Below are 14,095 nucleotides of genomic sequence, written 5' to 3'. Positions count from 1 at the left end.
TTTTCGATATGGAAAATTTAAACAATAACATTATCAAAAACAGGTCTGAGATTTTGTTTTTATACGATGTGACAGACGCAAACCCAAACGGTGACCCACTTGATGAAAATAAGCCAAGAATTGACCCTGAAACAGATATATGCATAGTAACAGATGTGCGCTTAAAAAGAACCTGCAGGGATTACTGGGCAGAGTACAAGAACTTGCCTGTGTTCATCTTAAGAGAAATCTCCGAAGATGGAAAGCTCATGACAAAGTCTGACAAATTCTCAAAGTATAATCTCAGCAAAGAAAAGTTAAAAGACTACATTGACATAAGACTTTTTGGTGGTACAACCACTTTAAAGAGTAAAGACGAAAAGAGAAAGAGCAAGTCAGACGAAGATTCATCAGAGGAAACCGGCGCAATTACCTTTACAGGACCTGTTCAGTTCAAATTCGGAAGGTCTTTGCATAAAGTCGAGTACATGCTTGTAAAGGGTACAACAGTTATGCCATCTGGAGAGGGTAAAGACCAAGGGACATTTACAGAATGCTATATTCTACCGTATGCTCTGATTGCTTTTTATGGTGTTGTAAATGAAAATGCAGCTTTATGTCAAGAGTTGCCTGTAACAGAAGAAGATGTTCAGCTTCTTTTAGAGGCTCTTTGGTGCGGGACCAAAAACCTGATTTCACGCTCAAAGTTTGGTCAGATGCCAAGGCTTCTTGTAAGGGTTGAATATAACCAGAGCGGTTTTTACATTGGTGAACTTGACAAACTTGTGAAGCTTATTTCTCAAAAGTCAGATACTGCTATACGATCACCAGAAGACTTCCAACTTGATATTACACGACTTGTTGAAAAGTTTACAAAGTATCAGGATAAGATTCAAAAGATTGAAGTAGCTGTTGATGATTCTCTCAGCTTTGTATGCGAGGGCAAGCCTGTTGAACTAAAAGATGCTCTTTCTTTCTTGGTTGATAGAGTCAAAGTTCTTAAATTTGATTGATTAAGCTTTAAGGTGATGTGATATGAAAGTAGCTGTATTTGATATCAAAGCTGACTTTGGTTTTTTTGGTAAGTTTTATTCAACATCTTCGCCAATAACATACCCCTTCCCACCATTCCCAACTATTCAGGGAATGGTGGGAGCCATCTTGGGACTTGACAAAAAAGAGTATCTTGACGTTTTAGAGTATGGTAAGTTTCGTGCGGGGATTAGAATTTTAACCCCTGTGAAAAAAATCAGAATGGGAATAAATCACATAGACACAAAAGAAGGAAGATGGCGGCCTATAAAAACCAAAAACCGCCAGCCACGAACACAGATGAGGTTTGAGCTTTTAAAAGATCCTTGTTTTAGGATATACGCCACACATACATCTACCAATGTCTTTCAAAAACTTGTTGAATTTTTGCAAGAACACAAAAGCTTTTTCACTCTTTCAATGGGTCTTTCTGAATTTCTTGCTGACTTTGAATTTGTCGGAGTATTTGAGGCTTTTGAAAAGGACATGCCAGATGACTATGTAAGCCTTTGCACACCAATTCCTTTAAGCTATTTAGATAGCAAAGCAGATACACCCCTAAGGATTGAAGCTGGAAAAAGCTACTTTAAAGAGAGAATGCCTCTTTACATGCTCAGGACAAGAGAAGTTATAAAATACGAAGACGTCATTTTCGAACCTACTGGAAAAGAACTTTTAGCAAGACCATCAAGTTATGTGGAGGTCCAAAATGGAGAGAACATCCTTTTGTTTTGATAACAAAAATTTGTCTGGCCTTTTTTCTCACCCCGGCAAAGACGGCGGTATAGAAGGCGCAAAGCCCTTAGAGGTTCATCTTGCAAACACCAGCATTTTAGCTAACTCCTTTGCTTCAGAGAAGAACATTGCACTTTGTTCAACAAAGTTTCTTTCCCAGATTGCAAAAATTACAGCCTTGCTGCATGACATCGGCAAGGCAACTTCTTTTTTTCAAACTTATCTTTTTGATAAAAAGAAACCAAAAACCAGATTATCGCGCCACTCTCTCATCTCTGCTATCTGTGTTTGGGGTACATTAAATAGGCTCATTGAAGAAAAGAAAATCCAAGAGGACAAAGCTTTTGAAGGCTTTACTGCGATTTTAGCATTTTTTGCTACTTTAAAACATCACGGTAATTTAGAAGCAGCATCAGATATGATATTGATCTCAGAAGATGATTTAGAACTTTGCTATGAGCAGATTGAGAATATTGACAAAGAGAAGTTTAATACTCTTATTTCTAATATTTTCACTCTTTACCCTGAAATTGAAATTGGTTTTTTGACAACAGATATCTTAAGAGAATTTGTAGACCTTGCAAAAGACTCAACAAAGCTTTTTAAGAAAGCCTTCAGAAAGCTTTTTGACACAGAGATGAAATTCTTTTTCATGCTAAATCTGTTGTATTCTATCCTCCTGGATGCAGACAAAACAGAGGCAATCTTTGGCACTTTGGTTGATATTCCAGAGCTAAACCTTTCTCACATCGACGTTGACAGTTTCAGGAGAAGAATTTTCAAGCCTGAAAACTTCGAAAATTCAATAAAAACCTTAAGAGACAGTGCTTTTGAAGAAGCAACAAATTGCGAGATTGACGAAAATAGACGTATCTACACCCTCTGTCTTCCAACAGGGCTTGGAAAAACTATCATCTCTTTTGCTTTTGCACTAAAACTCAGAGAACTTGCCCAGAAGAGATTTGACAGCAAATTTAGAATAATTTACTCACTTCCTTTTTTATCTATCATTGAGCAAAATTATAACGTCATCTCACAGATTTTGAGCTTTTGCGACCTTGACATAACCTCAGACATCATTTTGAAGCACCATCACTTAAGCGATATTGCCTACAAAACCAAAGATGGTCTTCAGAACAACCAAGAGGAAATCTTTGACAAAGACATTGCAAAACTTTTAATAGAAGGCTGGAACTCAAACATAATCGTCACCACATTTGTCCAGTTTTTGGAGAGTATTCTGACAAACAAAAACTCAAATATGAGAAAATTCCACAGAATTGCTAATTCAATTATCATTCTTGATGAGGTGCAGGCTATAAACTCAGAGTATTGGTTTTTGTGCAAGAATCTTTTTGAGAAGATGTGTAATAGCCTAAACTGCTACATAATCCTTTCAACTGCCACAATGCCGTTTATTGTTGACAAAAGTAGAGCCATCAGTATTGTAAAACCGGAGAACTATTTTGACAAACTTTGTCGAACAGAGTTGTATTTTGACAATAATTTCTCAAAAATAAAACTTGAAGAGTTTGTGGCAAACTTTGAGTTTGAAGAAGAAAAAACTTACCTTTTTGTCATGAATACTGTAAGCAGTGCAAAAAATTTGTATGAACTTATAAATCAAAGATTTCCTGACATGCAGGACGAAATTACAATTCTGACAACTCATATAATCCCAAAAGAAAGATTGAGAAGAATTGAGCAAATTAAAAATAAGAAATACAAAATTGTTGTATCAACCCAGCTTGTTGAGGCAGGGGTTGACGTTGACTTTGACCATGTTGTAAGAGACATTGCTCCGCTTGACTCAATCATCCAAGCAGCAGGAAGGGCAAACAGAGAAGGCAAAAAAGGAAAGAGCAAAGTAACAGTTGTTGAACTTGTATCTGATAGAGGAAGACTTTTTGCAACAGAGGTTTATGATAGTCTATTGATTGATGCAACCAAAAAGATTTTAAGTCAATTTCAAAAGGTTGATGAAAGTAAGTTTGCAGAGCTAATCTTTGAGTATTACAAAGAACTTGCAAGACGCGGCGTGATTGAAACAAGCAGCGACGATAAGGGAACATCACAAAAATTTCTTGAGGCAATTTACAGACTTCTTTACACCTCATCCGACTCTGACTCAGCTGCAATCGGAAGTTTTAAACTCATCGAGGATGAACCTTACAAAATAGATGTATTTGTTGAGGCAGATGAGGAAGCAAAAATTATCTGGCAGAGATTTGTAGAAATTCGTGAGATTAAAGACTTTTTTGAAAGAAAAAAGAGGTTTTTGGAGATTCGCAAAAGTTTTTACGACTACGTCATCTCTGTGCCAAAGACAGACAATATCCCTGCTAATTTTGAAAATCTTATACTCTATGTGCCGCACAGCCAGCTCAACGACTTTTATGACCTGATGACAGGTTTTAAAACAAAGGGAGAAAGCTACCTGAGTTTTTAATACTTTTTTGCTTTCTCCCTTGTCTTACCTGTAGGTTTTTATAGACTTTTCAGAGGGTAAAAATAGTAGCGAAAAAACAACTTATATTAACAAAAAGGCGGTGTTTTGCATGGGAGTTATTTTTGGAATTATTATTCTTATCCTTCTTGCGCCTATACTTATTCCTCTTTTATCAATTGCCCTTGTTCTATCATATTTAATAGGTTGTTTTTTCATCGGTCTTTTAAAAGGGATATTCAGAAACTTTTTTTAATCTCATCTCTTCTTCTGAGTAGCTTTTCAAATACTTTTAGCGCTGAATTAAAAAGTATTTTGAATGAGTCAATATCTTCTAAATAGTTTTGATTGCTGCGAGATGATGAACCATGCACTGCAGCGTTCCTAACATATTCTAACTCTTTTAGTATTTCTGCTTCCTCTTGGTCTTTGATTAGTCTATTTGAATTTGCATCAGATCCAACATTCTTTATTTCATTTCTTAGTTTATCTCGTGCCTCTTCACGTGCATCGTAATTCATATTGTCTTTTATATTATATACATCTGCAAAAAGTACAATTGTTGCTTCATAAAGAAGAATCAAAGCCTTGAGATACTGTTTTCTTTCATAGAAAAACTGAGATCTTTTGTACATTCTCTGAAAGAGTTTTTCCTGCCTGTTCATTTCACAAAATTCTCTGTACATTATCTCAACTATTTCTCTTTCATAAGCATGCTCAGCTGTATTTAGTTTATCCTCAAGCCCTTTTATTATCTCTTCAATCTCTCTTCGTGGCTGGCGGTTCATCTCCAGCCTGAAATATGTCTTCTCTTTGTTGCCAAAACCAAGTTGATTCAAAATGGGCACAAAGTAGCCAGAATTTTCAAAGGTAGCCATCGCCTCAATCATTTTGACCAGTTTGTCTATAAAAGAAATTTCAATTACAGGGGATTGTTCACCCCCAAGCTCTGAAAAATATTCCTTCATATCGTGTGCACCATAGAATATTCTTATGTTGTTTATCTTTCTCAAATACTTCAAAAGCATTATACCATAGGAAAAAACAATAGGAATGTTCCTAAAGGCGTGCGTCATGTCAAAAATTACATTGTGGGCACCATCTTTATCAAGCTCTTTCAAAAGTATGTCAATGCCTTTACCAAGTTCAACTGGCTCTATTTTATGAAACTTAAGGCTTGGTACGTACTTTGTTAAAGTATTTTGCCACTCTAAAAGCGTTTGCTCTGAAATACCTTTCTTTTCTTCTTCATACACTTTCAAGCACATCTCAGTTATGCCTTCTGAGCTTTGTACATCATGGGGAAGAATTTGGTAAAGTTCTGACCACGCTGATTTATTAGTGCCAATTATAATAAACTTGTCAATGTTTATGCTCTCAACGTTTCTAAGATATTCATATAGGGCAATACCAAAAAAGGCTGTCTTTGACGCTGTATATCTTTTATTCTTTTTTTTGTCAGGATTAAAAACGTATTCAGTTTGTTCATAACCCACTGTTTGGTCCTTTTTAAGTCGACCCTTGCCTATTACGGAAATTAGGATATTCGAGGCTTTGTGTACATTCACCTTTAAAAACCCCCTTGATTATAGCTATTCATCTAAACAAAATTATAAACCAATTTTTCCTTTTTTTAAACGCTTCTCGCTCTTCTTTTTGACAAAATTCGCAAAAAAATTAAATTCTGCTTTTGCACAATATAGTTATAATTAGTTATTCTTGTAAACAATATGACTCCTAAATATCATCTACAGGGGTGATTGAGATGAATTTCTTTTTGCCGAAATACAACTTTCTGCTTATTTTATGATTATGCATATAATACATTAATTTTACGATTATATATTCATTTTGACCAAAAGTCACTTCCGTCGACCTCCGGTGCAAAATTTTTGAGTTTTGATTTGGATACGGTTTAATTTCGATATAGCAAGGCTTTGGCTTGATTTCTGGCAACAGCTGGATAGACGAAAGGGATTGATGAGGGTTTAGCTCTTGAATCTTCTGATTTGAGCAGCACTTTGATATAATGTACTGATATAAAAACATTGACACCTTTGCATAAAGTTGATATAATGAAATCAAGCATTTGAACGTGTTTGTAGCCTGCCCTTTGGGGATTGAAACGTTTTTCTTTTAGATTGCAATGTCTCTTCCGGTATGAAGGTTTGTAGCCTGCCCTTTGGGGATTGAAACCAGCTGACAAAAACATAGCAAAGGATTACAAAGAGTTTGTAGCCTGCCCTTTGGGGATTGAAACCGCTTTGAATTCTCACGCAGTACATAGAAAAGCAACCAGTTTGTAGCCTGCCCTTTGGGGATTGAAACCAGCGATACGTTGTTGCTGTGTTCTCCCTGCACCAGGTTTGTAGCCTGCCCTTTGGGGATTGAAACACAAAATGAAGCTTTTTGTCTTCATCAACATACCAAGTTTGTAGCCTGCCCTTTGGGGATTGAAACGAGAAAAGCTCATCCAATGAAGCTATACCATTCATGGTTTGTAGCCTGCCCTTTGGGGATTGAAAAAGAAATGGAACTTGTTAACTGATCTTTAAGAATTGGAACAATCTCAAAATGCCAAACAAAAGCATAAATGTTTGTGGTATAATTAAATTGGGTAAAAAACAAAAGAAAATCAAAATCTTTGTGTGCAGGCTGGAGAATTTCACCCAAAAAGCTTTAAAAGCGGAGTGAAGAAGTTTTGAACAGTGAACTTCCATCGATGGAACATGACACTACCTTTAAATTCCTACTCAAAGACAAAAAAGAGCTGTTACTTCTTGTCAAAGATATACTCAAGTACAAATGGGCAGAGGAGATAGAAGAAGAATCTATAGAATTTGATGACAGCGAATTTGTAACACAGCACTTTTCGCAGCTGCGAGCCGACATTGTAGCTAAAGCAAAACTGAAAAACAGAGAAATGTATTTTTACATCTTAATTGAGAACCAATCAACAGTAAGAAGAGATATGGCCCAAAAGATACTAAAGTACATGGTAAGCCTGTGGTGGAATGAACTTAGCAAAGGAGTAGAAAACTTGCCTCCTGTTATACCCATAGTGGTATACAACGGAATCAAGGAAAAATGGAATATTTCGACTGACTTAATGGAGGCATTTGAGACTTTTAAAGATGATGTATTTAGATACAGAGTAGTTGATGTATTTGAGATAGATGTTAAAAAGATTTTGGAAGAAGAAAAAGATTTGCTGACACCTATAGTATTTTATTTAGAGCAGGTAAGAGAAGACAGGGATGAGCTTATAAGAAGGCTTTTAGAGGTTGAGAAGAATTTAGAGAAGCTAAGCAAAGAGAACATAGATAGATTTTTAAGGTGGGTGTATTACATTATAAGACCGAGGTTATTGGAAGAGCAGAGAGAAGAGTATGAAAGGGTAGTAGAGAGAGTCAAACAAGGGGGTGCTGAGAAGATGGGTGATTTTGTATCTAATGTAGCAAGACTTCTCGATGAAGCAAAAACAAAAGAATTTAACCTTGGGCTTCAACAAGGACTACAGCAAGGACTGCAGCAAGGACTTCAGCAAGGGTTTCAGCAAGGTTTTGAGCAAAGCAGAATAGAAACAGCTGAGAGGATGATTTTAAAAGGTTACAAAGATGAGGAGATAGCAGAGATTACAGGACTTTCGCTTGAGAGAATAAAAGAACTTCGTGCAAAGCATAGAAATTGATTGAAATTTTGAAAAATATCCTTTTGCCACAAGCGTTTTTGGTGCTGCTTGTGGCTTTTATTGTTTTAGCAAGCAGCAGTAGAATAGAGATTTCACTTTTTGAGTTATTATTCAAAAGACAATTTATATTATTTCATTTTGACCAAAAGTCATATCTGTCGACCTCCGGTAGAAAAATTTTGAGGTTTGATTTGTATGCGGTTTCAATGCTGAGGCATGTAGGATTGCTTGATGTTCTGGTACCAGCTGGATAGACGGAAGGGTTTGAGGTGGCTATATAGCTTGATTTTTCTGACTTGATGTGAGTTTTCCACAGATGTTTTGATATAAAAACATTGACAGGGGTGTATAATGTTGATATAATAAAATCAAGCTATTTGACGTGTTTGTAGCCTGCCCTTTGGGGATTGAAACGGTATTCCAGCTGTTGAATACATTCCACCCCATGTCTTGTTTGTAGCCTACCCTTTGGGGATTGAAACATTTATACGACACTATGGCATAAACATAATAAACATGTTTGTAGCCTACCCTTTGGGGATTGAAACGCCTCTTGTTGTCCTGATATCGGGAATGACATACAGTGTTTGTAGCCTACCCTTTGGGGATTGAAACCTTGTTCACCTATATCAAGAAGTTTGAAAAGCCTATGTTTGTAGCCTACCCTTTGGGGAGTGAAACGCAGATCTTTTACTTCTCATCTTGGATAAGAAAATATGTTTGATATTATCCTTTTCATTTGTTATAATGTTTCTTAGAAAACTCTTCAGGTGAAAATAATGAATAACCTGCTTCCTCACAACATAAATGACCTGGAGTACAAATACATATTCTCTAACAAAAGCATCTTCCTCAGGTTTTTAAAAAGACTTGATGAGATTGGGGTATTCAAAAATCTTACAGAAGACCAGCTTGAAAGAATTGACAAAAGTTATGTTTTGCCAGACTTCTCTGAACAGGAAAGTGACATCCTCTATAAAGTCAATTTAAAAGAGAAAGAGATTATCTTTTACATTTTGTTTGAACATCAATCAACAGTTGACCATTCAATGTCAATAAGGCTTTTGTTTTACATCACAGATATATACAGAGACTATGTCAAAGATTTTGACAAAGGGGAAATAAGGAAAAAGGGATTTACATTGCCGGCAGTTGTGCCGATAGTGTTTTACGACGGGGAAGACAGGTGGACAGCTACAAGAAGGCTGAGGGAGAAGATTTTAGGATTTGAGGAGTTTGGAAATTGCGTAATTGATTTTGAGTATATATTGATTGACTTAAACCAAGCAGAAAGCATTTTGCAAGTGAAAGACATACTGAGCTTAATATTGAAGCTCAATAGGATTAAGAGATATGAGGAGTTAGAGAGGTTATTTTTGGAGCTGAGAGAATATTTATGGGGGGCAGAGGAGAAGGAGATAGAGGTGTTGAAGGTGTGCTTGCCAGTTGCTTTGAGGGAGCTTGAGGAGATAGAAGTTGAGGCTGCCAAAAGAGCGATTGATGAGACTGTAAGAGGGGGTGAAAAAGCTATGCCACTATTTCAGAATTTGAGAAAGATAAGAGAAGAGTTGATTTTTGAAGGATTACAGCAAGGAATTCAGCAGGGAATTCAGCAGGGAATTGAGCAAGGTATTAGGCAGGGATTTGAGCAGAGCAAGATAGAGACAGCTGAGAGGATGATTTTAAAAGGTTACAAAGATGAGGAGATAGCAGAGATTACAGGACTTTCGTTTGAAAAGATAAAAGAGCTTCGTGCAAAGCACAGAAACTGATTGAAATTTTAAGATGTGTGGGGGCTGTTCAAAAAGATGAAGTAGCAGCCCTTTTACTTTAGACTTAGAAATTGCAAGTTATGTTTTTAGGCTTTCTTTCTTGTTTTAACAAAGCCTACTTAGGTTGAAAGATGCCTTTTAAATTTTATTCAAGTTTTAATTTCCCTCATCAAAGTATTGTTTTAGCTCACATTTTTTAAGGTGTTGCTGTTCCACCATTTATATATCTCTTCAAAAATAATCTGCACATATCTTTATATACCTGTCCAAGAAAACGATTCATAAAAGATTTTATCCTTAAGCTCTTTAAAATTCTAAGCAGGATAAAAACAAACGTTAACATTTAACATTTGTCATTTAGTTCAATTTTAATAACGAACGTAGTATAAGCCAAATTTCCTTTTTAAAAACTGCATCGGACTATATATATATATTTGCAAGATTTATGAATAAAATTGTTATTTTGACTAAAAGTCATTTCTGTCGATCTCAGGTGCAAAAATTTTGGGGTTTAATTTGGATACGGTTTTATTTAGATGTGGTAAGGCTTTGACTTGATTTCTAGCAACAGCTGGATAGACGGAAGGGTTTGATGGTGTTTTACACCTTGAATTTTCTGATCTGAGTGTCATTTTGATATGATGTACTGATATAAAATCATTGACATCTTTGCATAAAGTTGATATAATAAAATCAAACATTTGAACGCGTTTGTAGCCTGCCCTTTGGGGATTGAAATTCTTTTTGTAAAATTTCCTCTAAATAATCTTGTGCGGTATTCATTTCTGCATAACACAAATAGACACAAATACAAACACATGTTCAAGTGCAAGAGTTTTAACTCAGATTTTCAAAAAGAATTGATGAAATTGGAGCATTGAAACAGTATTGCAAGCTGTGAAGAGCAGGATTACAACGAAGAGCCAGAGTTTTTTGAAGATTATCATTATGACGATTATTAATACGAAAATGATTATGACATGTCCAGCGAAACGGATGATATTATAGATGATATAGATTTCTGGGATTCTTTTGACTATGAGTGGGATTAGAGATGCCAATATTTATTTTCTCTAAATCAGATAAGAACATATATAAAAAGAGGCACTTTAAAAAGTGCCTCTTTTTATTTTGAAAAGCAGATATGCCTCAAGAATCAATTTCATTTCAAAATATAAATCTCATTAATACTTTGGGTGTCTTGGATTGCTTCTTGGTTTTAAAACAATTTCGTATGATTTATCGTTTTGCCGCAGTATATTTATCAAAATCTTTTTGTTTATTTTACTGTAATTATTCTTCTGAATTACTATAAAATCCACTAATTCCATCAACTGTTTATATTCACTTTCCATGTTTTGGATGAGTAATTCCATTTTTCTCTTCATATAATTGTTTGTCTGCATAAGTTTTTGATATGATTCCTGCTGAATTTTAAATATCTCTTCCATCCTTATTCTATTTTCATCGAACCAATTGTTTGTCTCCTGCATTAAATTATTAATATTTTTATTCAACTCATTAATTAGATTTTTTGAAGTCTCGAAAAATTGTGAAAAAGACTCTTCAGTTCTTGAAACGACTTCTTGAAAATATTTCTGTATTTTTTCTATTTCATTTAATTCTCTTTCTTTAAACTCAATTGCTCCTTTTTCCATACTTTTTGTTACTTCTATGATTGATATCCCAATTGCATTTAGCTTCTCTAATGTTTCACTTGTTTCTGCATAAAGTTTGACTTTTTCCAACGTTTTAGATAGAAGTTCAAGCACTTCATTGAACTTAACCAATAACTCCACTATTTTATGCACATCATCATAAAGTTTTTCAAAACTCTCTGCTATCTCAGTTATCTTGCTGTTTGCATCCATTTTATTTTCCCCCATCAATTATTTTTAGCATTTCTGCTGAATAGTTTATGTAAAAATCTATGTCATTGAAAAGGTTTTTAATTTTTTCGCATTTCCCACTGAAATATTTATGATACAATTGAACAATCTCTCTGTCGTCAAATTTGCTTAAAAGTCCTGGCCATGTTATATTATATTCATTCATATCTTCTTTCAAAATGTCTTCTCTGTTGATATAATTTCCAGCCAGAATTTTTGCCTTTATCATCTTTTCATAGCATAGAGCCTTAAAATAATATTTTGCTGCCTCTTCAAACTCTTCAATTTCCAAAAGTCTATCTCCAGCTTTTTCATATCCTGTTGCTTCTGCCTGTAGCTTTATTCGACATCTCAGAACATCCTTTTCGCTCCCGAGTTTTTCATAAGCTGAAATAGCTTCTTTCAGCATTTCTTTTTGTTCTAACATTCTTGCATACTGATACCTTTCTTCTATCGAACTGATTTCCAACATTTTTTCATCAATTTCAAGAACATCAGAATACCATATATATCCCTTTAAAGCCTCAATAATATCAATATAAGGATTTTCTTCCATAATTATTAGCCATCTTTTACATCTTGTAATAGCAACATAAAACAAATTAAAAAAGTATCTGTATTTTGAAATTCTTTTGGCTACTCCAGAAAGTATATCCATCCATACATCTTCATGTTTTGATATCAAATTTAAACAAATAACATAATTGAATTCCAATCCCTTTGCCTCATGCACAGTAAAGGTTTTTTCTAAAATATTGTATTTCGATGCTATCTTATTCTTTGTATCTTCATCTTCAACAACCAAAACTGAACTTTTAGTTGTAGAGACAAATTCAACAGCCTTTTCTAAATTGTTTTTATCAAGCGGAACAATCCACGGTTTTTCCCCGCTTCTTATACTGACTTCAAGTATGTCATCAGAAAGCGCACCAATATATTTTTTCCTAAACTCACACATTTTGTTGGCAAGTGCAACTATCTGCTCTTGACTTCTGTAATTCTTTTTAAGACAAAATTCTTTGAAGTTGACATCTATGCAAGAAAAATAATTAGCAACTCTCCCAAAACTAAAGAACGTAGGATTTATAATTTGATGTACATCTCCTGTTGCAATTATATTCTCCTTGTTCTTTACAAGATTAATTAATGCATATATTTCAACTTCGCTCAAATCTTGAATTTCATCGACAAGCAAAAAATCGAATTTTTCAATTTCATTTCTCTTTATTTTTTCTATAACTATGAGAGCTAAATCATCTTCATCAAACAGGTTAGATTCCTTTAACCATTCATTGTATTTCAAGTAGATCTGATATATCTCTTTTCGGTCTTCATATGAAAAAATAGAATAATCTTCTGGCAATTCAAGATAATATTCTTCATCAAGTCCTGACTTTGCTGTATCAATTAAATTATGAAGTCGATAAAAATATTTTTTCAAGTTTTCTATTACCAAAATCTCCCTTTCACCTTTGTACCCTTCTCTGTACAGTTCTTCTTTGATCTCATTTAAACTTTTTTGTGTATGTAATATCCACCTGTCAGAATGCCTTTTTATGTATCCCTTTTTTTCAAAAAATTCTGCTATCCGATCATCTAAAAATTCAACTGGGATTGCCCTGTCTCTAATCCAATTTATACCCATACAACCTTTTATTATCCCCTTAATTTCTGTCCATACATCAATATAGTGGAACTTATAAAATCGACCAACAGTGTTCATGTACCACTGCTTGAACCTGTTCAAAGTAACAACCCTATCCATGCTTATACCTGTGGTCCTGAGTAAAAAGTCAATTAAAGAGTAAAAATAAATCTTGCTTTTATCATACTTCCAGTATTTACTATAAATATTTTCAGCTCTATCTCTTAGATAGGATGTGTATGTGAAATACCCTACCTTTAATTTGTCTCCTGCCAGCATTCCTAATTTGTGTAGCAAAATTGTTGTCTTGCCTGAACCAGCACTTCCCTTTACAATTGTTGCCAATGTCGAGTTTTTAAGACATTCATACTGTTCATCATTTAGATAATAAAGATATTCCTCACTATCATCTTCTATAAGATACTTCATAAACTGGTCTGAAATTACTATATTCATCTCTTGATTGACACAGAATTTATAGTTTTTGTATAAAGCATTAATTTCATTATCAAACTCATCTTCCGAAGTCCACATCTCAATTTTTAAATCTTCTTCTATCTTATTAGCATTGATGCTTTCAATTCTCCTGGCTTTTATAATTTGACTGTCATGATTGCAATAATCTATCAAAACTATAGCATTTTTGAATTCTTCTCTTAAATCCTCAATATCCGATCCAAACATAAACAAAACTCTTTCATTGGTATTCAAACGAAACTTAAAGATAGGTTCTCTACATCCTTTTATTTTCCTTATGTACAAACTATTTCTCAACTCTTCTTTCCCTATCTGCTGAATTTCCCTGGCAAAAGATAGAATCTTGAGTATTTTCTTCTTATTCTTCTCTTTCTTCATCTTTTTCATCATCTGGTCTCTTACAAGGAGCATCTGAAAATCATCCTCTGC

The 14,095-nt window shown here is 34.5% G+C and carries 10 protein-coding genes and 2 CRISPR repeat arrays; of the genes, 6 read left to right on the top strand and 4 right to left on the bottom strand.

Annotated elements, in window-relative coordinates; translation table 11 throughout:
• Window positions 1-8 precede the first annotated feature (8 nt).
• The 3 genes from cas7b to cas3 are packed head-to-tail and all read left to right on the top strand — an operon-like array spanning window position 9 to window position 4,195.
• Window positions 9-992 (top strand): type I-B CRISPR-associated protein Cas7/Csh2, encoded by a 984-nt coding sequence (gene cas7b / locus ELD05_RS00400; protein ID WP_127350887.1) that lies wholly within the window; start codon window positions 9-11, stop codon window positions 990-992.
• A 22-nt stretch (window positions 993-1,014) separates the two neighbouring features.
• Window positions 1,015-1,746 carry a type I-B CRISPR-associated protein Cas5b gene (cas5b, locus tag ELD05_RS00395; protein WP_127350886.1) on the top strand — a complete coding sequence of 244 codons (732 nt, stop codon included), beginning with the start codon at window positions 1,015-1,017 and terminating at the stop codon, window positions 1,744-1,746.
• Entirely contained in the window at window positions 1,721-4,195 is a 2,475-nt protein-coding gene (cas3, locus tag ELD05_RS00390; RefSeq protein ID WP_127350885.1) for a CRISPR-associated helicase Cas3', read from the top strand. Before cas5b ends, cas3 begins: the two co-directional genes overlap by 26 nt.
• An 81-nt stretch (window positions 4,196-4,276) precedes the next feature.
• On the opposite strand, the gene ELD05_RS14695 is transcribed toward cas3, so the two are convergent.
• Both ELD05_RS14695 and csx2 read right to left on the bottom strand, forming a co-directional pair.
• Window positions 4,277-4,411 (bottom strand): hypothetical protein, encoded by a 135-nt coding sequence (locus ELD05_RS14695; RefSeq protein WP_277601420.1) that lies wholly within the window; start codon window positions 4,409-4,411, stop codon window positions 4,277-4,279.
• A gap of 20 nt (window positions 4,412-4,431) precedes the next feature.
• Window positions 4,432-5,760, bottom strand: a complete 1,329-nt coding sequence (gene csx2, locus ELD05_RS00385; protein WP_127350884.1) for a TIGR02221 family CRISPR-associated protein — start codon at window positions 5,758-5,760, stop codon at window positions 4,432-4,434.
• A 529-nt stretch (window positions 5,761-6,289) separates the two neighbouring features.
• A CRISPR array of direct repeats spans window positions 6,290-6,718; the repeat unit is 30 nt; unit sequence GTTTGTAGCCTGCCCTTTGGGGATTGAAAC.
• A 175-nt stretch (window positions 6,719-6,893) separates the two neighbouring features.
• Here csx2 and ELD05_RS00380 point away from each other — a divergent pair.
• From ELD05_RS00380 to ELD05_RS00370, 3 genes are all read left to right on the top strand, one after another.
• Complete coding sequence (locus ELD05_RS00380) at window positions 6,894-7,883, top strand: Rpn family recombination-promoting nuclease/putative transposase (protein WP_127350883.1); 990 nt, start codon at window positions 6,894-6,896, stop codon at window positions 7,881-7,883.
• Entirely contained in the window at window positions 7,880-8,137 is a 258-nt protein-coding gene (locus ELD05_RS00375) for a hypothetical protein (RefSeq protein ID WP_127350882.1), read from the top strand. The genes ELD05_RS00380 and ELD05_RS00375 overlap by 4 nt, the downstream gene beginning before the upstream one ends.
• A gap of 129 nt (window positions 8,138-8,266) precedes the next feature.
• A CRISPR array of direct repeats spans window positions 8,267-8,564; the repeat unit is 31 nt; unit sequence TGTTTGTAGCCTACCCTTTGGGGATTGAAAC.
• A 98-nt stretch (window positions 8,565-8,662) separates the two neighbouring features.
• The gene (locus tag ELD05_RS00370) at window positions 8,663-9,655 is read left to right on the top strand and encodes an Rpn family recombination-promoting nuclease/putative transposase (RefSeq protein ID WP_127350881.1); all 993 of its coding nucleotides are present in this window, start codon (window positions 8,663-8,665) and stop codon (window positions 9,653-9,655) included.
• 1,184 nt (window positions 9,656-10,839) lie between these two features.
• Here ELD05_RS00370 and ELD05_RS00365 read toward each other — a convergent pair.
• Entirely contained in the window at window positions 10,840-11,526 is a 687-nt protein-coding gene (locus ELD05_RS00365; protein WP_127350880.1) for a hypothetical protein, read from the bottom strand.
• 1 nt (window position 11,527) lies between these two features.
• Window positions 11,528-14,077 carry a UvrD-helicase domain-containing protein gene (locus ELD05_RS00360; protein ID WP_127350879.1) on the bottom strand — a complete coding sequence of 850 codons (2,550 nt, stop codon included), beginning with the start codon at window positions 14,075-14,077 and terminating at the stop codon, window positions 11,528-11,530.
• Between the last annotated feature and the right edge of the window lie 18 nt (window positions 14,078-14,095).

It is taken from the genome of Caldicellulosiruptor changbaiensis, from assembly GCF_003999255.1.
Taxonomy (GTDB): domain Bacteria; phylum Bacillota; class Thermoanaerobacteria; order Caldicellulosiruptorales; family Caldicellulosiruptoraceae; genus Caldicellulosiruptor; species Caldicellulosiruptor changbaiensis.
The sequence above is the reverse complement of the archived record's forward strand: the minus strand, read 5'-3'. Positions and strand labels throughout refer to the sequence as shown.

Excerpts from the sequence above, each read along its gene's own strand:
- cas7b (WP_127350887.1), top strand. The coding sequence starts at position 9 with ATGGAAAATTTAAACAATAACATTATCAAAAACAGGTCTGAGATTTTG.
- cas5b (WP_127350886.1), top strand. The coding sequence starts at position 1,015 with ATGAAAGTAGCTGTATTTGATATCAAAGCTGACTTTGGTTTTTTTGGT.
- cas3 (WP_127350885.1), top strand. The coding sequence starts at position 1,721 with ATGGAGAGAACATCCTTTTGTTTTGATAACAAAAATTTGTCTGGCCTT.
- ELD05_RS14695 (WP_277601420.1), bottom strand. The coding sequence starts at position 4,411 with ATGAAAAAACAACCTATTAAATATGATAGAACAAGGGCAATTGATAAA.
- ELD05_RS00370 (WP_127350881.1), top strand. The coding sequence starts at position 8,663 with ATGAATAACCTGCTTCCTCACAACATAAATGACCTGGAGTACAAATAC.
- ELD05_RS00365 (WP_127350880.1), bottom strand. The coding sequence starts at position 11,526 with ATGGATGCAAACAGCAAGATAACTGAGATAGCAGAGAGTTTTGAAAAA.
- ELD05_RS00360 (WP_127350879.1), bottom strand. The coding sequence starts at position 14,077 with ATGCTCCTTGTAAGAGACCAGATGATGAAAAAGATGAAGAAAGAGAAG.